The organism is Streptomyces smyrnaeus, assembly GCF_017676345.1.
GTDB lineage: Bacteria > Actinomycetota > Actinomycetes > Streptomycetales > Streptomycetaceae > Streptomyces > Streptomyces smyrnaeus.
The window spans coordinates 32,595-52,247 of the sequence record NZ_JAFFZM010000026.1; the positions used below are offsets into that span (position 1 = coordinate 32,595).

Below are 19,653 nucleotides of genomic sequence, written 5' to 3' on the forward strand. Positions count from 1 at the left end.
CCGTCGGCCCCGCCGTCCCGTCAGGGCGCCGTCAGGACGACGAGCGTGCCTTGCGCCTGCTGCGGCCGAAGAAGTCGAAACCGCCGTCCGTGCCACCGTCGTCGCCGTCGCTGCCGTCCGGTGACCCGGGGGCGCCGGACCCGCTCACGTCGCTCCTGGCATCTCCCGAGCCGGTGGAGCCCGGTCCGATGGCGGCCGGACCGGCCATGCCCGATCCGGTGGTGCCCGATCCGGGGGCCTCCGGGCCGGAGGGGTCGGCCTTCTCCTGCCCGGCCGGCCGCTCACCCTCCGCCCATGTGCGCGGCTGTGCCTGCGGCGGCACGACAGCGGCTGCCCGGCTGGCCCGCAGCCGCTCCTCCGCACGCTGCCGCACCGCGCTGCGGGCCAGCGCGTCCAGGGCCTCGTTCGCCTGCCGGTAGGTCAGCGGCGTCGGTGCCCCGGAGCTGTGCCGGTGGTCGGTGGCCGAGGTGGTGAGCGCCTTGGCCAGGCCCGTGGTGCCGGCCTCCAGCTCCAGCTGTCTGCGCCCCTCCAGGGCACTGGCCCGCTCCGTCTCGGCGTTGGCGTAGCGGCGCAGCAGATCGGCGTGCTCGGAGCGCAGCCGGGCCAGCTCGGCACGCTTCTCGCGGAGCTTGCCGTCCAGCTTGGTGCGGGCCTCGCGCAGCTCCTCCGCCTCGCCCTCCAGCTCCGCCTGCTTCTCCTCGGCCCGCCAGGCCGAGCTGGCCAGCTGCGCCTTGAGGTCGCCGACCTGTTTGCCCGCCGCGCGGTCCCAGCGGCGCAGCAGCACGGCACCGGTGACGGCGGCGGCCGCCGCTGCGGCGGCGAGCGCGCGCAGCGTGACCGTCTCCCAGTCGGCGACGCCCGGCTCACCGATCAGCCAGGCGCTACCGGCGCAGGCCAGCGCGGCCGCCGCCACGGACACCGGAGGGAGGCGGCGGTGCAGCGGCGGGGAATGGCGATGACGTCCACGTGGCATGGCTGGGAATTTACCGTGTGCCGCTGCGGGGACGACACCGGACGAACCGTGTCATGCGAGTCCCTTGCTCTTGAGGTAGTCCTCGGCCACGTCCGCGGGCTTCTCGCGGTCCTGGTCGACCTTGCGGTTGAGCTCGGTCAGGTCCTTGGTGGTGAGGGTGCGGGTGAGCTTGCCGAGCGCCTCGGCGACCTTCTTGCCGCCGGCGTCCTTCGCGTTGACGACCGGCACGATGTTGTCCGCGTTCTGGAGCTTCTTGTCGTCCTTGAGCAGCACCAGGTCGAACTGGTCGAGGGTGGCGTCCGTGGTGGTCGTCAGCACCAGTTGGTCCTTGCCGTCCTTGACGGCCTGCTTGGACTGGCTGGTGCCGACGCCCTTGGGGTCGATGCCCTTGACGTCGATCCCGTAGGTCTTCTCCAGACCCGGCCGGCAGAACGGGCGGGTCTCGCACTCGTCGCCCGCGGCGATGGTGACGCGCTGCTTGGACCGGCCCAGATCGCTGAGGGTCTTGAGGTCGTGCTTGTCGGCGTAGTCCTTCGAGACCGCGAACGCGTTCTGGTCCACCGCGTCACCGGCCTCCAGCACCTTCAGCCCGCGCGGGCCGGCCAGCTTGCGCAGCGCCTCGACGGTCTTGTCCGCGTCGCTGGAGGCGACCGGCTTCGCCTTGGGGCCGTTCTTCTTGGCGTTGAGGAACTCGGCCATCGTCGCGGCGTACTCCGGTACGACGTCGATGCGGCCCTTCTCCAGCTCGGGCGCGTACAGCTCGCGGTTCTTGACCTTCTTGACGGTGGTCTTGTAGCCCGCCTCGGACAGCACTCCGGCGTAGAGCTCGGAGAGGATCTGCGACTCGGTGAAGCCCGCCGAGCCGACGACCAGGCTGCCCTTGCCGCCGCCGGAGCCGGCGTCCTTCTTCTCCAGGTCGTTGCCGCCGCAGGCGGCCAGCGAGAGCGCCAGTGCGGTGACGGCACCGCCGGCGGCGAGGGCGCGCCGGGTGACCGTTCTGCGCCCTGTGGTGGTGTGCTGCCCGGTCGGGTCGTGCTGCGCGGCGGTGGGGTGCGCGCTCCGGGAGGTGCGGTAGGGGGCCATCATGCGTCCATTCGTCCAGGTGTGGTTCGTGGTGGGGGCCGTCAGGTGGGCGCCGGGCTGCGGGCGGGCCGGCGCCGCATCGGGTCCAGGAGCCGTTCGGCGAGGGTCAGGGTGCGCTCGACCAGCAGGGCCAGGACGGCCACGAGCAGGGCGCCCGCGACCACCTGCGGGGTGTCGTAGTTGCCGAACCCGGCCGTGATCAGCCGGCCGAGACCGCCGCCGCCCGGCAGCGCCGCGAGCGTCGCCGTGGCGACGAGCTGCACCGCGGCGGTCTGGACCCCGGTCATGATCAGCGGAAGGGCGAGGGGGAGTTCGACCTGGCGCAGCAGCTGCAGGCCCGTCATCCCCATGCCCCGGGCCGCCTCGACGACCTCCCGGTCGGCCTCGCGCACTCCGGTGTAGGCGTTGGTCAGCAGGGGCGGCAGCGCGAACAGCACCAGCGCCACGATCGTCGCCCAGTCGCCGTACCGGCCCAGCGGGCCCATCGACAGCAGCACCAGCACGGCGAAGGTGGGCACGGCGCGGCCCGCGTTGGAGAGGTTCACCGCCAGTGCGCCGCCCCGCCCCACATGGCCGAGCCACAGCGCGAGCGGCAGCGCCAGCGCGCAGGAGAGCAGCAGACACACACCCGTCAGATAGATGTGCTCGCCCAGGCGTTGGAGCACGCCGCCGTCGCCCGTCCAGTGGGAGCCCGTGGTCAGCCAGGTCCATACGTCGGTGAGGATGCCCATGCCGCTCAGCCCGCCTTCCCCACCAGGTCGTGCGTGGAGGCGGCGGTCGGTGCCGACGGGCCGCGTACGGCGCGCTTGCGGGTACGTGCGCGGGTCCAGGGCGTCAGCGCCCGCTGGAGCCACAGCAGCAGCAGATCGGCGACGACCGCCAGCACGACGCAGATGGCCGAGGCCGTCAGCACCTGTGCCTTGAAGAAGCTCTCCATACCGTCGTAGATGAGATTGCCCAGCCCGCCGTAACCGACGATCGCGCCGACCGTGGTCAGCGACACCGCCGTGACCGTGGCGATCCGTACGCCCGCCAGCAGCGCGGGCAGCGCCAGCGGCAGCTCCACCTCGAACAGCAGCCTTCCCGACCCGTACCCCATGCCTCGCGCGGCCTCCCGGGCCTCGCCCGGCACCGCGTCGAGTCCCGCCAGGATGTTGCGCACCAGCACGGTGAGGGAGTACAGCACCAGCCCCGTCACCACCACGGCGGCCGACAGTCCGAAGACGGGCAGCAGCAGCGCGAACATCGCCAGTGAGGGGACCGTGTAGAGGATCGTCGTCACCGCCAGCGCCGGGGCGCGTGCCGCTCGCCAGCGCCGGGCCGCCACCGCCAGCGGCAGGGCGAGCAGCAGTGCGATGGCGATGGAGAGCGCGGTGATCCAGATGTGCTCCACGGTCGCGTCGAGCAGTTCGCTCTGCCGGGTGCGCAGATACTCCCCGCACAGCCACTCGTTCTGCGCGAGGCAGCCCTGCGGGCCGCCTGCCGCCGCGCTGCTCATACCGGTCACCTCCCTGCGCCGTGCGGTCCTCGACGAGGTCCGGGCGTCATGCAACGACGACGGCCGACCCTATCCCGGCGGACTGACAATCGGTCCGCAGTGCAGTACCCCGGAAGCACACCGTTCATCCTCTGGGCCGAGGATTGTCGGTGGCGCGTGTTTCGGTGTGCGGTACGCCCGGAACAACCGGAAAGCCGGGCCGGACCGGCCGGAGACGAGGATGGGGCAGATGATTCGCTTCGAGAACGTGGCCAAGCGCTACCCCGACGGGACCGTCGCCGTGGAGGGGCTCTCCTTCGAGGTGGCCGAGGGGGAACTGGTCACTCTCGTCGGCCCTTCGGGCTGCGGCAAGACCACCACGATGAAGATGGTCAACCGGCTCATCGAACCGACCGAGGGGCGCATCCTGGTCGACGGTGCGGACATCGCCCGCGCCGAACCGGTCGAGCTGCGCCGCCGGATGGGCTACGTCATCCAGCAGACCGGGCTCTTCCCGCACCGCACCGTGCTGGACAACACCGCCACCGTCCCGCACCTGCTGGGCTGGTCCAAGGCCCGCAGGCGCGAACGCGCCCGGGAGCTGCTGGACCTGGTGGGCCTGGACCCGGACGTGTACGGCGACCGCTACCCCGAGCAGCTCAGCGGCGGTCAGCGGCAGCGCGTCGGCGTCGCCCGGGCGCTGGCGGCCGACCCGCCCGTGCTGCTGATGGACGAACCCTTCGGCGCCGTCGACCCCGTGGTGCGCGAGCACCTGCAGAACGAGTTCCTGCGGCTCCAGTCGCGGCTGCACAAGACGGTGCTGTTCGTCACCCACGACATCGAGGAGGCCGTCCGCCTCGGCGACCGGATCGCCGTCTACGGAGAGGGCCGCATCGAGCAGTTCGACTCGCCCGCCACCGTGCTGGGCGCTCCCGCCTCCCCGTACGTGGCCGACTTCGTCGGCGCCGACCGCGGCCTCAAGCGGCTGTCGGTCACCCCGATAGAGACCGGCGACCTGGAGCAGCCGCCGACCCTGCATCTGAGCGACGGGCTGTCCGAGGCGACCGCGCGGATGGCGACCGACGGCGCCCGCTGGGCCGTCGTGCTGGACGGCGCCGACGAACTGCACGGCTGGGTCTCCGCCACCGCCCTCGCCGAGGCGGCGGTCCGCGACGCGGACGGCTCGGGCACGGTCGGCGACCACGCGCGGCGCATGGAGGCGTGGCTGCCGCTGGGCTCCTCACTCAAGCAGGCGTTCAGCACGATGCTCCAGCAGGACGCCGGCTGGATCGCCGTGCTGGACAAGGCGGACCGGTTCGTCGGCGTCCTCACCCCGGCCAAGCTGCACGAGGCGCTGCGGCGTTCGGTCGACGCGGACGCCCGCGCGGTGGCCCGCCAGGACGTCGAGCTGGAGACGATCGAGAGCTCCTGAGGCAGCGGGCCCCCGCTCAGTCGGCGGCGAGGTCGGTCAGCGCTTCCAGGACGCTGCGGTGGAAGGTGGGGAAGGCGTACATCATGTCGCGCAGTGTCGCGGTGGGCACCGCCGCGCGGACCGCGACAGCGAGCCCGTACAGCACCTCGCCGCCCATCGGCCCGGCCGCCGTCGCGCCCACCAGGACGCCGCGGTCCGCGTCCTCCACCAGTTTGACCAGGCCCTCGTTGCCCGCCTTGTGGATCCAGCCGCGGACCCCGGCGGGCAGCTGGGCCAGCCCGGTGCGTACGGTCAGCCCCCGCTCGCGTGCCCTGGCCTCGGTCAGCCCGACGGAGCCGATCTCCGGGTCGGTGAAGGTCACACGGGGCACCGCGCGGTAGTCGGCGCCGGGACCGGGCTCGCCCAGCCCCGCCTCGGCGAGGATGGCGCGTGCGGCCACTTGTGCCTGGTAGACCGCCACATGGGTGAAGGCGCCCTCGCCGACCAGGTCGCCGACGGCCCACACGCCGGGTGCGGCCCGCAGATGCGCGTCCACCTCCACCCGGCGGGCGTCCTGCGCCAGGCCCAGCGCCTCCCGGTCCAGCGCGTCCAGCCGGGGCCGCCGCCCGGTGGCCACCAGCAGCCGTTCGGCGGACAGTTCCGCACCGTCCTCCAGGGTGAGGGTGAAGACGCCGTCCGCGTACCGCGCGGCCTTGGCACGCGCCTGGGTCCGTACGGTCAGGCCCTCCTCGCGCAGCACCCGCAGCAGCAGGTCACCGGCCTCCGGCTCCTCCACCGAGACGACTCGCGCGGACGCCTCGACGAGGGTGACCCGGGTGCCGAACCGGGCGTAGGCCTGGGCGAGTTCGACCCCCACCGCGCCTGCGCCCAGCACCAGCAGCGAGGCCGGGGCCTCGGCGGCGGAGACGGCCTGGCGGTTCGTCCAGTACGGCACCTGGTCGAGGCCGGAGACCGGCGGCACCGCGGGGCCGCTGCCGGTCGCCAGGACGACACCGCGTCGCGCGGTGAACGTCTCCCGCCCCGTCCCGCTCTCGACCTCCACCCGGCCCTGCCCGGTGAACCTGCCGCGACCGCGTACGAAGTGGCCGCCCTGGCCGGTGAACCGCTCGACTGCCGCGGCGTCGTCCCAGTCGGTCGTCGCCTCGTCCCGGATGCGTACATGGACGGGAGAGAAGTCCGGCTCCACCCGGGTGCTGCCCGCCATGCCGGGCACCCGCCGCGCCTCGGCGAGCAGATTGCCGGCCCGGACCATCATCTTGCTGGGCACGCACGCCCAGTACGGGCACTCGCCGCCCAGCAGTTCGGCCTCGACGCCCACCACGTCCAGGCCCGCCTCGGCCAACTGCCCCGCCACCGCCTCGCCGCCGGGGCCCATCCCCAGCACGACGACATCGCACTCCCGCGCCATACGCCCGGCCTCCTCGCTCGTCGGCCCGGCCGGATGCCACCGCCCCGCGTCAGACCGTGCCACGCCCTGCGGCGAGCATAAGAGCCACCGCCGCCGGGGGCATCCCGCACGCCGGTCCCGGGGGCCGCGCCTTACGGCAGCCCCGGCGCCGGCCCGTACCCGCCTTCCGCCTCGAACCCCGCCCCGCACCCCACCTCGCACACCAGCCAGCCGAAACCGCCCAGGCCCCCGGCGTCCAGCAGCTCCGCGGCCTCGCCGGCCGCGCTCAACTCCCGCACATACGCCGCGGGGTCGCTGCCGGCCAGCGAGAGCGCGGGGCGGCGTCCTGTGACGCCCAGCGCACGCAGCGCCGCGCGCTGGGTCAGCAGCGTGGTGGCGCCGGGCGCGGCCGCGGCCACCGCGTCGAGGGCCACGTGCGAGGTCAGATCGCAGGAGCCGTCCGGTACCGGGCGGCACTCGTGACCGTCCCGGAAGCCGGTGAGGGTCCCGAAGGGCGGCCGGGCCGCCTGCTCGTGCGCGTAGTCGACGGCGACGGCCACCCCCCGGTGCAGGGCGCTCGCCGCCCGCGCCCACGCGGCGTCGCGCGGCTGCCCGATCTCGGCCCGCGCGCCCTCGCCCGCGCCTTCCAGCGGCCACCAGCGGGTGAGCCACGCGGCGTCGTCGTCCGCCACCGGGGGCCCGAGCCGCTCGGTGCCGTCCGGCTCCACCAGCACCAGCCGCGCGGTGCCCGCCGCGTCGTTCTCGGCGATGTCCACGGGCACGTTGTCCAGCCACTCGTTGGCGAACAGCAGGCCCTTCAGCGCAGCTCCCGGCCCGGGCAGCTCGTGCTGCCAGCCGATCGCCGGGTCCAGCCCTGCTGGCCGCTCCCGGTGCTCGACGGCGAGCGGACGCAGCCGGGCCACCACCTCGGCACCGGCCGCCTCCCGCTCCCACAGCGCCGCCAGTACACCGGTCAGCAGCTCCCCCTCGCCGGCCCCGACGTCCACCAGGTCCAGCGGCTCGGGGTGGCCCAGGGCCTCGTCCACCCGCAGCAGGAGGCGTGCCACCGCCTCCGCGAAGAGCGCTGAGGCGTGCACGGATGTGCGGAAGTGCGCCGCCGGCGTCCGGTGGGAGTAGAAGCCGTGCGGCCCGTACAGTGCGCGTTCGGTGGCCGTGCGCCACCCGGGCGGCTCGGAGCTCATGGGCCTCACCGTTTCATGCCCCGCGCCGCGGTCACGGCCGCACGGTGCTCGCCGGGCCGCGCCGCCGGGCCGGTCTCACCGTTGGTGCGGACCCCCACCCTCCACCTTCCGGAGTATGCGCGGCAGCCAGGGATCGGCCGTCCGGTTGACCTCTGCACGTACTCGACCTGCATACGCTTAGTTACGTGAACCGGCTCTACGACTTCATACGCAGGCACCCCACCTGGGTGGACAGCCTTTGGGCTGGGTTCCTGCTGATGCTGTCGTCGGCGTGGATCATCGCCGCCTTCACCGCGCCCCCCTCCCCCCGGGACCCGGCGCCGCTGCCGCACGAGACCGGCCAGCAGATAGCCATGATCCCGATAGCCCTCGCCCTGAGCCTCGTGGTGTCGCTGCGGCGGCGGGCACCGGAGAAGATGCTCCTGCTGGCGACGGGCACGGGCATCGCCCAGCTGATCTGCGACGTCGGCCCCTTCCCGGGAAACTTCGCCTTCCTGGTCATCATCTTCACCGTCGCCTCCCGGCACACCCGCTGGGCCTCCCGCTTCGCGCTGGCGGGCGCTCTGCTGGCCCCCACCATCGACACGCTGCGCTGGCCCGACCAGCCGAACGAGAGTGTGTCGGCCGAGATCTTCGGCACGCTGTTCATGACGCTGGCGTTCGTGATGGCGTGGGTGCTCGGCGACTCGCTGCGCACCCGGCGCGCCTACTACCTGCAGCTGGAGGAGCGCGCCCAGCGGCTGGAGAAGGAGCGCGAGGCGCAGGCCAAGGTGGCCGTCGCCGCGGAGCGCGCCCGGATCGCCCGCGAGCTGCACGACGTGGTGGCGCACAACGTGTCCGTGATGGTCGTCCAGGCCGACGGCGCCGCCTATGTGCTGGACAGCTCGCCCGAGCAGACGCGGATGGCGCTGGAGACCATCTCGGGAACCGGCCGCCAGGCACTCGCCGAGATGCGCCGTCTGCTGGGCGTGCTGCGCAGCGGCGACGCCGGCAGGCGGGACGGGGACGAGTACGTGCCGCAGCCGGGTGTCGAGCAGATCGCCGATCTCGTCGAGCAGGTGCGCGGCGCCGGTCTGACGGTGGACTTCAAGGTGCAGGGCGACCCGCATCCGCTGCCCAGCAGCGTCGAGCTGACCGCGTACCGCATCGTCCAGGAAGCGCTCACCAACACCCGCAAGCACGGCGGTCCGGACGTGGGCGCCACGGTGCATCTGTGCTACGGCGACGGCGAGCTGTGCGTACTGGCCGAGGACGACGGCCGCGGCGCCCAGCACGAGCTGTATGAGGCAGGCGGGGCCGACGGCCTCGGACACGGCCTGATCGGGATGCGGGAGCGGGTCGGCATGGTCGGCGGCGCGCTGGAGGCCGGGCCCCGCTCCGGCGGCGGATTCCGCATCCGCGCGGCCCTTCCCCTCAAGGGCGCAGACTGAGGCCCCACCGCGACCCATCTTCGATCTTCGGCCTATTCGAGAAGGACCCCATATGACCATCCGTGTGATGCTCGTCGACGACCAGGCGCTGCTGCGCACCGGTTTCCGTATGGTGCTGACCGCCCAGCAGGACATGGAGGTCGCCGCGGAGGCGAGCGACGGCGCGGAGGCGCTGGCGGTGCTGCGCGAGACGCCGGTGGACGTGGTGCTGATGGACGTACGGATGCCCAACGTCGACGGGGTGGAGGCCACCCGGCGGATCTGCGAGGGCGGCGAGGGCGGGCCGGGCAGCCCCAAGGTGCTGATCCTGACCACGTTCGACCTGGACGAGTACGCCTTCTCCGCGCTCAAGGCCGGGGCGAGCGGGTTCATGCTCAAGGACGTGCCGCCCGGCGATCTGCTGGCCGCCATCCGTGCCGTGCACAGCGGCGACGCCGTGGTGGCGCCCAGCACCACCCGGCGGCTGATCGACCGGTTCTCCTCGGTGCTGCCGGCCACCGCCGCGGAACCGGTCGCCAAGGAGCTGCGCCGCCTCACCGAGCGCGAGCGCGAGGTCCTCACCCTGATCGCGCAGGGCCTCTCCAACGGCGAGATCGCCGCCCGGCTGGTGCTCTCCGAGGCGACGGTGAAGACGCATGTGGGCCGGATCCTGGCCAAGCTGGAGCTGCGGGACCGGGTGCAGGCGGTGGTGCTGGCGTACGAGACGGGACTGGTGCGGGCGGGAAGTTAGCGCAGGACCGTCTCCAGGAAGTCGCTGCCCAGCCGTCCCACCGTCTTCAGGTCGAGCTGGTACTGCACATAGCGCCCGCGCCGCCGCGCGGTGATCAGCCCGGCCTTCTTCAGCACGGACAGGTGCCGGGAGACCTCCGGGGAGCTGGTCGAGTAGTGGTCGGCCAGCTCCGAGGTGGTGTACGGGCCCCGCGCCAGACTCCGGCACAGCCGCATCCGCATGGGATGCGCCAGTGCCTCCATCCGCAGCTGGAACTGCTCGACGGAGAGTGCCCCCGGCATCTCGCGCGCCGCCAGTGGATAGTGCACGACAGGCCGCCAGCCGGGCCGGTGCAGCACCAGCAGATGCGGCCACTGGTGGACGGACGGGATGAAGGTCACTCCTGGGCCGACCGCGGGGTCCACGGCTGTGGCACGCGCGCTGACGAGCTTGTCCACGGAGATGACCGAGCACCGCTCGTCGGTCGAGAGCGACGGTGAGACCGCCTCCAGGGTCGCCGCCAGCCCTCGGCGGCGCAGCAGTTCGCTCTTCTCCCGTGCGTCAGCGGTCAGCTGGCCGCGCACCCGTTTCCAGGTGTCGGCGAAGAACGCCTGCTCGCAGTCCTCGAACAGGCGCCGCATCCAGGCCCGTACCGCGGGCGGATCGTCCAGCAGCCGCTGGGTGAACCGTCGCTGCTGCGGTCCGCGCGCTGACGCCAGCTCGACGGCGCGCTCCCGCAGTGCCGGATCGGACAGCGGCGAGAGCATCGCCTCGTACATGTGCTCGGCGCCGCAGGTGAACTCCAGCGCGGCCGTGACGAACTGCTCGTCGTCCAGCTTGTCGAGCAGGTCCAGGTCCTCGGTGAGCGTCGCACCGGGCTGTACGGAGGCGTCCCGCAGCCCGGCGAAGCCCATCAGGATGTCGGAGAACGTCGTACGCCACAGGAAGTCGCCCTCGCACAGCCGGTCGGCCAGGTCCGGCTTGAGGGAGGCGTTGATCGCGGTCGCCCAGCCGTGCGCCCCGGGGTGGTGCCCGGGCTCGGACAGGGTGTGCAGCGCGGTGCCCAGTTCCGCCAGCGGCGAGGGGGCGAAGACGATGCGCTCCTGCGGCAGTCCCGCTATGTCGATGGTGACGCTCATGTCCCCATACTGCCTCGCTGGTCAAGCGCCTTTTTCCGGTCCGGATCCGGTCCTGCCCCGGCGCGGTGTCTTCCCCGATTGACGAGGTTGGTCAATCGGGAGGGGGTGGATTGACCGGCCCCGTCAATTCGCGTGCTGCTGTGCGTTTCGCGTCGCACTGTCGTCCACATGAGCATCTCTGAGCAGTACGCATTGGACACCTGGCGGCTCGGCTCCCAGCAGCAGGCGCCGCCCCCGGCACCCGGCACCCACGAGGCGAAGCTCCTGTGGGCGTGGTGGGTGGCCCGCAAGGAGGCGCGCGACCAGCTCGGCCCGACCGCGCGGAGGACCGCCACCCGGACCCCGCGCCGACGCGCGCGGAGGGCTTAGCATGGCGTGGTCTCGTCCGGTACCGGCAACTGAGCGGACCGGAACGCATACGGAAGGCCACTTTCGTGAACGCACACCCATCCCACCCCGCGGGCGGACCGCCGGGGCCCGATCCAGCGGGCCCGGCACGGGCCGAGGACCGCCCGGCGCGGCTGTCCGTCGGTGTCGTCGGCGCCGGCCGGGTCGGCCCGGCGCTGGCGGCGGCGCTGCGGCTGGCCGGGCACCGCCCGGTGGCGGCCTCCGGCGTCTCGGACGCCTCCCGGCGCCGCGCGGCCGAGTTGCTGCCCGGCGTGCCGCTGATGGACCCGGCGCAGGTGCTGGCCCGCTCCGAGCTCGTCCTGCTGACCGTGCCCGACGACGCGCTGCCGGATCTGGTGTCCGGGCTGGCGCGGACCGGCGCCGTCCGCCCCGGTCAGCTGATGGTGCACACCTCCGGCCGGTTCGGTGTCTCGGTGCTGGAGCCCGCGCTGCGTGCCGGGGCGCTGCCGCTCGCGCTGCACCCGGTGATGACGTTCACCGGTACCGCCGTGGACGTGCAGCGGCTGGCCGGCTGCGCGTTCGGGGTGACGGCGCCCGACGAGCTGCGGCTGGCGGCCGAAGCCCTCGTCATCGAGATGGGTGGCGAGCCGGAGTGGGTCGCCGAACAGGCCCGCCCGCTCTACCACGCGGCCCTGGCCATCGGCGCCAACCACCTGGTCACCCTCGTCAACCAGTCGATGGACCTGCTGCGCGCCACCGGTGTGCAGGCCCCCGACCGGATGCTCGGCCCGCTGCTGGGCGCCGCCCTGGACAACTCCCTGCGCTCCGGTGACGCCGCCTTGACCGGCCCGGTGGCGCGCGGCGACGCGGGCACCGTCGCCGCACACGTCGCCGAGCTGCGCCGCAGCGCTCCGGAGACGGTGGACGGCTATCTCGCGATGGCCCGCGCCACCGCCGACCGCGCGCTCGCGCACGGCCTGCTCCGGCCGGAGCCCGCCGAGGCGCTGCTGGACGTCCTCGCGGCGGCGAGCACGCCCGGCGGCAGCCGCCCGGACGACCGCCCCTCCGCCACCGGCCACGACGGCGACACCGACGACGGTGACGACGGCGTCGGCCGCGACGAGGACGGGGAGGCAGGCGCATGACGCCGCGAGTCGTCGGTACGGCGGCCGAGCTGCGCTCCCTTGCCCGCGGGAGGGCGCGCGCCGTCGTCATGACCATGGGCGCCCTGCACGAGGGCCACGCCGCGCTGGTGCGTGCCGCGCGCGAGCGGGTGGGCCCCGAGGGACAGGTCGTCGTCACCGTCTTCGTCAACCCGCTCCAGTTCGGCGCCGGGGAGGATCTGGACCGCTACCCGCGCACCCTGGACGCCGATCTGGAGGTCGCCGGCAAGGAGGGCGCGGACGTGGTGTTCGCACCGTCCGTGGCCGAGGTCTACCCGGGCGGCGAGCCCCAGGTACGGATCTCCGCGGGGCCGATGGGCGCCGTGCTGGAGGGCGCGTTCCGCCCCGGGCACTTCGACGGGATGCTCACCGTCGTCGCCAAGCTGCTGCACCTCACGGCACCGGACGCGGCGTTCTTCGGGCAGAAGGACGCACAGCAGCTCGCCCTCGTCCGCCGCATGGTGCGGGATCTGAACTTCCCCGTGGAGATCGTCGCCGTCCCCACCGTCCGGGAGGAGGACGGCCTCGCCCTCTCCAGCCGCAACCGCTATCTGAGCGAGGGCGAGCGCGCCAGTGGCCTCGCCCTCTCCCGCGCCCTGCGCGCCGGTGAGCAGGCCGTGCCGCGGGGCCCGGCGGCGGTCCTTGCCGCCGCACGGCAGGTGCTGGAGTCCGCCGCCGGGCACGACGGCCTGGACGTGGACTATGTGGCGCTGGTCGACCGCGAGGGCTTCGCCGAGATCACCGACGACGCCTGGCGCGGTGCCGCGGTCCTCGCCGTGGCGGCCCGCGCGGGGGCGACCCGGCTGATCGACAACGTCCCCCTGCACTTCGGAGAAGCGCGATGACCGCCCACGGCCGGCCCTGCGAACCCGTCGGACCCGGCATAGCCGGCAGCGCGCTGCCCGCACCCGAGCCGGGCTGGACGATCGACGCCGACGTGGTGGTCGTCGGCTCGGGCGTCGCGGGACTGACGGCCGCGCTGAACTGCGCGGCAGGCGGCGCTCGTACCGTCGTGGTCACCAAGGCCCGGCTGAACGCCGGGTCCACCCGCTGGGCCCAGGGCGGTATCGCGGCGGCACTGGGCGAGGGCGACAGCCCCGAACAGCATCTCGACGACACCCTGGAGGCGGGCGCCGGGCTGTGCGACGAGGACGCGGTGCGCACGCTGGTCACCGAGGGTCCCGCTGCCGTACGGCGGCTCATCGCGGCGGGCGCCGCTTTCGACCTCTCCGCCGAGACCGGCGAGATCGCCCTGACCCGCGAAGGCGGCCACCACCGCAACCGCATCGCCCATGCGGGCGGTGACGCGACCGGCGCCGAGATCTCCCGCGCCCTGGTCGACGCCGTGCGCGACCGGGGTATCCGCACCGTCGAGAACGCACTCGTCCTCGACCTGCTCAAGGACGCCGACGGCCGTACGGCGGGTGTCACACTGCACGTCATGGGCGAGGGCCAGCACGACGGTGTCGGCGCCGTCCGCGCGCCCGCCGTCGTACTGGCCACCGGCGGCATGGGCCAGGTCTTCGCCGCGACGACCAACCCGGCGGTCTCCACCGGCGACGGCGTCGCTCTCGCCCTGCGGGCCGGCGCGGAGGTCTCGGACCTGGAGTTCGTCCAGTTCCACCCGACGGTGCTCTACCTCGGCCCCGACGCGGAGGGCCAACAGCCGCTCATCTCCGAGGCGGTACGCGGCGAGGGCGCCCACCTGGTCGACGCCGCCGGGGTCCGCTTCATGCAGGGCGCCCATCCCCTCGCCGAGCTGGCGCCGCGCGACATCGTCGCCAAGGGCATCATGCGGCGCGCGGCGGAGCAGGGCACCGACCACATGTATCTGGACGCCCGGCACTTCGGCGCCGCCATGTGGGAGGCCCGCTTCCCCACCATCCTGGCCGCCTGCCGAGCCCACGGCATCGATCCGGTCACCCGGCCGATCCCGGTCGCCCCCGCCGCCCACTACGCCAGCGGCGGTGTCCGAACGGACCTGTCCGGGCGCACCACGGTCCCCGGCCTCTACGCCTGCGGAGAGGTCGCCTGTACCGGTGTGCACGGCGCCAACCGGCTGGCGTCGAACAGCCTGCTGGAGGGCCTGGTCTTCGCGGAACGGATCGCCGCCTCGGTGCTCGCCTCCGTGCGGACGCCGCCCGGCGCCGTGGCCGACGACGGCGCGGTCGGCAGTCGCTCGGTCGGCAGCGGCCCGGCCGTCGGCGGTGGAGCCGGGACGACTCTCCTGCCCGCCACCGCCCGCGGCCGGATCCAGCACATCATGACGGCGGGCGCCGGAGTCCTGCGCAGCGGGCACTCCCTCACCCGCGCGGCGGACCGACTGGCAGCCCTGACCGCCACAGCGGCCGAGAAGCACCCCGAGCCGGGTGTCGACACCTGGGAGACGGCCAACCTCCACCTGGTCGCCCAGGTGCTGGTGGCGGCGGCCCTCCGCCGCGAGGAGACCAGGGGCTGCCACTGGCGCGAGGACCACCCCGGCCGCGACGACGCCGTGTGGCGCCGCCACATCATCGTCGGCCTGGACGGCGCGGCGCGCCCCGACGCCCAGTTCACCCTCCGTACGACCCAGACGACCGGCTTCCCCGCGGTCGTCGCCCCGCCCAAGGAGCAACAGTGACCGACGACCTCCCCCTCCTCCAGATCGGCAGGGGCCCCTCGGCACCGTCCGAGTCAGGTGGCTGCGGCGACGGCTGCGGCTGCTCGTCCGAGCCCGGCCCGGACGACCTGGACCCGCTGGAGTGCGGTCTCGACCCCGACCTGGCCCAGCTGCTGAGCGACGCGGGCCTGGACCCGGTGCAGGTCGAGGACATCGCGCATCTGGCGGTCGAGGAGGATCTCGACCGCGGCGTGGACGTCACCAGCGTCGCCACCATTCCGGAGGACGCCGTCGCCACGGGCGACTTCACCGCGCGTGAGGACGGTACCGTCGCGGGGCTCCGCGTCGCCGAGGCCGTCCTGTCCGTCGTGTGCACGGACGAGTTCGAGGTGGAGCGGCACGCGCTGGACGGCGACCGGGTGACCGCGGGCCAGCGGCTGCTGACCGTCCGCACCCGCACCCGGGACCTGCTCACGGCCGAGCGCAGCGCGCTCAATCTGCTGTGCCACCTCTCGGGTATCGCGACCGCCACCCGCGCCTGGGCGGACGCGCTGGAGGGTACGAAGGCGCGGGTGCGCGACACCCGCAAGACGGTGCCGGGGCTGCGCGCGCTGGAGAAGTTCGCGGTGCGCTGCGGCGGCGGCGTCAACCACCGGATGTCGCTGTCGGACGCGGCGCTCATCAAGGACAACCACGTGATCGCGGCGGGCGGGGTCGCCGAGGCGTTCGCGCGGGTGCGCGCCGAGTTCCCGGACCTCCCCATCGAGGTGGAGGTCGACAGCCTCGACCAGATCCCGCCGGTGCTGGATCAGGGCGCTGAGCTGCTGCTGCTGGACAACTTCACCCCGGGCATGACCGCCGAGGCGGTCACCCTGGTCGCGGGCCGTGCGCGGCTGGAGTCCTCCGGGCGCCTCACCCTGGCCAACGCCGCCGAATACGCGGCCACCGGCGTCGACTTCCTCGCCGTCGGAGCGCTCACCCACTCGGCGCCGATCCTCGACATCGGCCTGGACCTGCGAGAGGAGCAGCCCTGATGCTGCTCACCATCGATGTGGGCAACACCCACACCGTGCTGGGCCTGTTCGACGGTGAGGAGATCGTCGAGCACTGGCGCATCGCGACGGAGGCGCGTCGTACGGCGGACGAACTGGCCGTGCTGCTGCACGGATTGATGGGGATGCATCCGCTGCTCGGCGAGGAGCTGGGCGACAACATCGAGGGCATCGCCATCTGTTCGACCGTTCCCTCCGTGCTGCACGAGCTGCGCGAGGTGACCCGGCGCTACTACGGCGACATTCCGGCGGTGCTGGTCGAGCCCGGGGTCAAGACGGGCGTGCCGATCCTGATGGACAACCCGAAAGAGGTCGGCGCCGACCGGATCATCAACGCGCTGGCCGCGGTCGAGCTGTACGGCGGCCCGTGCGTGGTGGTCGACTTCGGTACGGCCACCACGTTCGACGCGGTCTCGGCGCGCGGTGAGTACGTCGGCGGCGTCATCGCCCCCGGCATCGAGATCTCGGTGGACGCGCTGGGTGTGCGTGGCGCACAGCTCCGCAAGATCGAGATCGCCCGGCCGCGGAGCGTGATCGGCAAGAACACCGTCGAGGCGATGCAGGCGGGCATCGTCTACGGCTTCGCCGGCCAGGTGGACGGAGTCGTGAACCGGATGGCGGCCGAACTGGCGGACGATCCGGAGGACGTCACCGTCATCGCGACCGGCGGTCTCGCCCCCATGGTGCTGGGCGAGTCGGCGGTGATCGACGAGCACGAGCCGTGGCTGACGCTGATCGGGCTGCGCCTGGTGTACGAGCGCAACATCGACCGGGGCTGACGGGGCTGACGGGGCTGACGGGGCTGACGGGGCCGGCGGGGCCGGTGGTTCCGTCGGCGGTTTCGGCGGCCCGTAGGGCGCCACGCCGTGAATCGGGCGATAAGCACATTTAGCTCTTGTGTCCTCTATCGTCGCCTCATGCCCACGCCATACGGTTCCCGAGGCGGCGTGGCGTTCGGCCCGCACGAGCTGCGTGTGCTCGGCGGCGCTCTCGCCATCGCCCTCCAGTCCGACCCCGCGCCCGAGCAGGCCCGGGAGTATCTGCGGCTCGCCCAGGCCGTGGACGAGACGGTCCGTGAGGGTGCCCGGCTGCGTTCTTTCGTGCGGGCGGACCTCGCCCGCTACCGCGCGGCGCTGCCGGGTGCCGCCGCCGGCTATCTGGACCAGCTGGAGGCGGCCCTCGCCACCGGCTACCTCCCCGTACCCGCCGACCTGTCCGCGCTCCGCGCCCTGACCGCCCGGCCGGCGGGCGCCCGGGAGCGGGCCCGCCGCCAGGACCTGCTCCGGCGCGCCGAGGCGGCCCGCATCCCCCGGGGCCGCCAACCCCGCGACGACTCCGCCGCCCGCCTCCCGGGTGTCCGGATCCCCGCCGGGAGGGCGTCGGAGGAGGACGAGCAGGGCGGCGACGGGCCCGAGTCGGCGCCGCAGCGGCAGGGGAAGCCGTCGCCCGGCCCCGCGAAGCCCGGCCCGGCCAAGCGCCCCGGCTCCCCGGAGCCCGCGCCCTCCCGGCCGGTGCCCACCCCCGCCGAGGTCTTCCCGCCCCGCCGCCGCCAGTCCCCGCCCACGCCCCCCTCCGAGCCGCCTCCCGGGGAGACGGACACGGAGGAATCGGCGCCCGGCCCGCGGCACCTGTCCGTTCCCGCCTGACCGCTCCGACCGATCCGCCCCCGCGCGGCAGCGCCGCCGCCCGGCCCCCGCCGGTACGGGGCCGGGCGGACCCGCCCGGCAGGGGGGCCCGTAAGGCGTGCGGGCCCGGCGTTACCCTGGGGGTCCGTCCACCGAGGAGGCCCAGTCATGGACTACGTCGCCGCACTCACTCCGCCGCTCGTGATGGCAGTGGCATTCACGGCGCTCATCGTGACGATCGTCAGGACCCAGGGCGGCGCCAACAAGGCCAAGGAGGACGGCATCGTGAACGCCGCCGTCCCGCGTGGTGAGGTCGCCCGCCAGAAGCGCCGGAACTGAACCGGCGCCGCCGTCGGCGCCGACGGCCGATGCCGAACCGGTGCCGGGTCGCAGCCGTCTCCGGCCGACCCCGCCCGCCTTCCGGGTAATTCCCTCGATTCGGACATTTTCCACTATTATTCTTCTGTGCCGAGGCCATTGGGAGAGCTGGAAGACGCCGTGATGACCCGGGTATGGCGCTGGAACCGCCCGGTCACTGTGCGGGAAGTCCTCGAAGATCTCCAGAACGAACGCACCGTCGCGTACACGACGGTGATGACCGTAATGGACAACCTGCGCCAGAAGGGCTGGCTGAGGCGGGATCAAGAAGGCCGCGCCTATCGATATGCGGCTGTCTCCACCCGGGCCGCATACTCGGCGGCTCTCATGCACGAGGCATGGTCGGCCAGCGACAACCCCGCCGCCGCACTTGTCGACTTCTTCGGGATGATGTCGCCGGAACAGGTCGATGTGCTCCGCAACGCCTTGCGCGTCGTACATCTGAACGGTGTGCATCTCGATCCCCCCGCTGCGGGCGGCGAGGGCGAGGGTCGATAGCGTCCGTTCATGGCAGAACGCGCACCGCTATCCCAGGTCACCATCCGAAGGGCACGTACGGCCGATGTCCCGGCGGTGCGCCGCCTGATCGACTCCTACTCGCGCGACCGCATCCTGCTCGACAAAGCCACCGTGACCCTTTACGAGGACATCCAGGAGTTCTGGGTGGCCGAACGGGATGCGGACGCGGAAGTCGTCGGATGCGGCGCGCTGCACGTCATGTGGGAAGATCTCGCGGAGGTCAGGACCCTGGCGGTGGACCCTTCCCAGCGCGGAACCGGCGTCGGTCATCTGCTGCTGGAGAAGCTGTTGCGCACCGCCCGGTGGATCGGGGTGCGGCGCATTTTCTGTCTCACCTTCGAAGTCGACTTCTTCGCCAAGCACGGCTTCACGGAGATCGGCGAGACTCCGGTGGACGGGGATGTCTACAGCGAGCTGCTGCGTTCCCCCGACGAGGGCGTGGCCGAGTTCCTCGGTCTCGAACGAGTGAAGCCCAACACCTTGGGTAACAGTCGCATGCTGCTGCATCTGTGAACCGTGGACGGTACGCCGCCACTATGTCCGAAAGGTCCCGCCAATCCCAGCGGAGTCGCGGAGCAAACTCAGCACAGGGTTTGTGTTTCTCCGGAAAAAGCGGTTTGCTTTCCACGTCGGTATCTGTAATCCGTTATCCAAGGACGAATGGGAGTAGCAGGTGGCACAGAAGGTTCAGGTTCTTCTTGTCGACGACCTCGACGGCGGCGAGGCGGACGAGACGGTGACGTTCGCGCTGGACGGTAAGTCCTACGAGATCGACCTCACCACCGCTAATGCGGACAAGCTCCGTTCCGCTCTTGAGCCCTATCTGAAGAACGGCCGGCGTACCGGTGGCCGTTCCTCGCGCGGAAAGGGCAGCCGCTCCGGCTCCGCTTCCGGCAGCAGCCAGGACACCGCGAAGATCCGCGCGTGGGCCAAGGAGCAGGGTTACGAGGTCAATGACCGCGGTCGTGTTCCGGCCAGCATTCGCGAGGCGTACGAGAAGGCCAACGGCTGACGCTTTCCGGCCCAGCGGTCGACTTCGACGCCGAAGGCCGTCCCGGTTCGGGAGGCCCCCGTGCGGCGGCCTCCCCCAGGGACCCCGGCCCAGCCGCCGCCGCCCTCCTTGTCACACATTGTTGA

General features: G+C 72.9%; 21 protein-coding genes. 14 read left to right on the forward strand and 7 right to left on the reverse strand.

Annotation, left to right across the window (positions count from 1 at the left end):
* Positions 1-31 precede the first annotated feature (31 nt).
* Genes JW613_RS30720 through JW613_RS30735 form a run of 4 tightly spaced genes read right to left on the reverse strand, consistent with a single transcriptional unit; the run spans position 32 to position 3,554 of the window.
* Positions 32-973, reverse strand: a complete 942-nt coding sequence (locus tag JW613_RS30720) for a coiled-coil domain-containing protein (RefSeq protein WP_209214148.1) — start codon at positions 971-973, stop codon at positions 32-34.
* 51 nt (positions 974-1,024) lie between these two features.
* Entirely contained in the window at positions 1,025-2,059 is a 1,035-nt protein-coding gene (locus JW613_RS30725) for an ABC transporter substrate-binding protein (protein ID WP_245226566.1), read from the reverse strand.
* Between the two features lie 38 nt (positions 2,060-2,097).
* Positions 2,098-2,787 (reverse strand): ABC transporter permease, encoded by a 690-nt coding sequence (locus tag JW613_RS30730; RefSeq protein ID WP_209214149.1) that lies wholly within the window; start codon positions 2,785-2,787, stop codon positions 2,098-2,100.
* A 5-nt stretch (positions 2,788-2,792) separates the two neighbouring features.
* Complete coding sequence (locus tag JW613_RS30735) at positions 2,793-3,554, reverse strand: ABC transporter permease (protein ID WP_209214150.1); 762 nt, start codon at positions 3,552-3,554, stop codon at positions 2,793-2,795.
* 229 nt (positions 3,555-3,783) lie between these two features.
* Here JW613_RS30735 and JW613_RS30740 point away from each other — a divergent pair, with 229 nt between their 5' ends.
* Positions 3,784-4,965: an ABC transporter ATP-binding protein gene (locus JW613_RS30740; protein ID WP_209214186.1), complete on the forward strand. Its 1,182-nt coding sequence runs from the start codon at positions 3,784-3,786 to the stop codon at positions 4,963-4,965.
* Between the two features lie 16 nt (positions 4,966-4,981).
* On the opposite strand, the gene JW613_RS30745 is transcribed toward JW613_RS30740, so the two are convergent.
* Together JW613_RS30745 and JW613_RS30750 are read right to left on the reverse strand one after the other, a co-directional pair.
* Complete coding sequence (locus tag JW613_RS30745) at positions 4,982-6,373, reverse strand: dihydrolipoyl dehydrogenase family protein (RefSeq protein WP_209214151.1); 1,392 nt, start codon at positions 6,371-6,373, stop codon at positions 4,982-4,984.
* Between the two features lie 131 nt (positions 6,374-6,504).
* Positions 6,505-7,554, reverse strand: a complete 1,050-nt coding sequence (locus JW613_RS30750; protein ID WP_209214152.1) for an SAM-dependent methyltransferase — start codon at positions 7,552-7,554, stop codon at positions 6,505-6,507.
* 185 nt (positions 7,555-7,739) lie between these two features.
* Between JW613_RS30750 and JW613_RS30755 the strand changes: the two genes are divergently transcribed.
* Positions 7,740-8,984, forward strand: a complete 1,245-nt coding sequence (locus tag JW613_RS30755; RefSeq protein WP_209214153.1) for a sensor histidine kinase — start codon at positions 7,740-7,742, stop codon at positions 8,982-8,984.
* 52 nt (positions 8,985-9,036) lie between these two features.
* Positions 9,037-9,714: a response regulator gene (locus JW613_RS30760; RefSeq protein ID WP_209214154.1), complete on the forward strand. Its 678-nt coding sequence runs from the start codon at positions 9,037-9,039 to the stop codon at positions 9,712-9,714.
* Here the strand turns inward: JW613_RS30760 and JW613_RS30765 are convergent.
* Complete coding sequence (locus tag JW613_RS30765; RefSeq protein ID WP_209214155.1) at positions 9,711-10,832, reverse strand: DUF5937 family protein; 1,122 nt, start codon at positions 10,830-10,832, stop codon at positions 9,711-9,713. The genes JW613_RS30760 and JW613_RS30765 overlap by 4 nt on opposite strands.
* 168 nt (positions 10,833-11,000) lie before the next feature.
* Between JW613_RS30765 and JW613_RS30770 the strand changes: the two genes are divergently transcribed.
* From JW613_RS30770 to JW613_RS30820, 11 genes are all read left to right on the forward strand, one after another.
* Positions 11,001-11,201, forward strand: a complete 201-nt coding sequence (locus JW613_RS30770; protein ID WP_209214156.1) for a hypothetical protein — start codon at positions 11,001-11,003, stop codon at positions 11,199-11,201.
* Positions 11,202-11,266: 65 nt separating this feature from the next.
* Positions 11,267-12,325 (forward strand): Rossmann-like and DUF2520 domain-containing protein, encoded by a 1,059-nt coding sequence (locus JW613_RS30775; RefSeq protein WP_307866109.1) that lies wholly within the window; start codon positions 11,267-11,269, stop codon positions 12,323-12,325.
* A complete protein-coding gene (panC, locus tag JW613_RS30780) occupies positions 12,322-13,188 on the forward strand; it encodes a pantoate--beta-alanine ligase (RefSeq protein WP_209214157.1) in 867 nt (288 codons plus the stop codon). The genes JW613_RS30775 and panC overlap by 4 nt, the downstream gene beginning before the upstream one ends.
* Positions 13,185-14,963 (forward strand): L-aspartate oxidase, encoded by a 1,779-nt coding sequence (locus JW613_RS30785; protein ID WP_209214158.1) that lies wholly within the window; start codon positions 13,185-13,187, stop codon positions 14,961-14,963. The genes panC and JW613_RS30785 overlap by 4 nt, the downstream gene beginning before the upstream one ends.
* Positions 14,960-15,976, forward strand: coding sequence for a carboxylating nicotinate-nucleotide diphosphorylase (gene nadC / locus JW613_RS30790; protein WP_209214159.1), 1,017 nt, complete (start codon positions 14,960-14,962; stop codon positions 15,974-15,976). The genes JW613_RS30785 and nadC overlap by 4 nt, the downstream gene beginning before the upstream one ends.
* Positions 15,976-16,773, forward strand: coding sequence for a type III pantothenate kinase (locus JW613_RS30795; protein WP_209214160.1), 798 nt, complete (start codon positions 15,976-15,978; stop codon positions 16,771-16,773). Before nadC ends, JW613_RS30795 begins: the two co-directional genes overlap by 1 nt.
* Before the next feature lie 138 nt (positions 16,774-16,911).
* Entirely contained in the window at positions 16,912-17,640 is a 729-nt protein-coding gene (locus tag JW613_RS30800; protein ID WP_209214161.1) for a hypothetical protein, read from the forward strand.
* 147 nt (positions 17,641-17,787) lie between these two features.
* Entirely contained in the window at positions 17,788-17,958 is a 171-nt protein-coding gene (locus tag JW613_RS30805; RefSeq protein ID WP_209214162.1) for a hypothetical protein, read from the forward strand.
* A gap of 126 nt (positions 17,959-18,084) precedes the next feature.
* Entirely contained in the window at positions 18,085-18,495 is a 411-nt protein-coding gene (locus tag JW613_RS30810; RefSeq protein ID WP_209214163.1) for a BlaI/MecI/CopY family transcriptional regulator, read from the forward strand.
* Between the two features lie 9 nt (positions 18,496-18,504).
* On the forward strand, positions 18,505-19,029 hold the full coding sequence (locus JW613_RS30815) for an amino-acid N-acetyltransferase (protein WP_099883325.1): 525 nt from the start codon (positions 18,505-18,507) through the stop codon (positions 19,027-19,029).
* Between the two features lie 160 nt (positions 19,030-19,189).
* Positions 19,190-19,528 carry a histone-like nucleoid-structuring protein Lsr2 gene (locus tag JW613_RS30820; RefSeq protein ID WP_099883326.1) on the forward strand — a complete coding sequence of 113 codons (339 nt, stop codon included), beginning with the start codon at positions 19,190-19,192 and terminating at the stop codon, positions 19,526-19,528.
* The last annotated feature ends 125 nt before the right edge of the window (positions 19,529-19,653 follow it).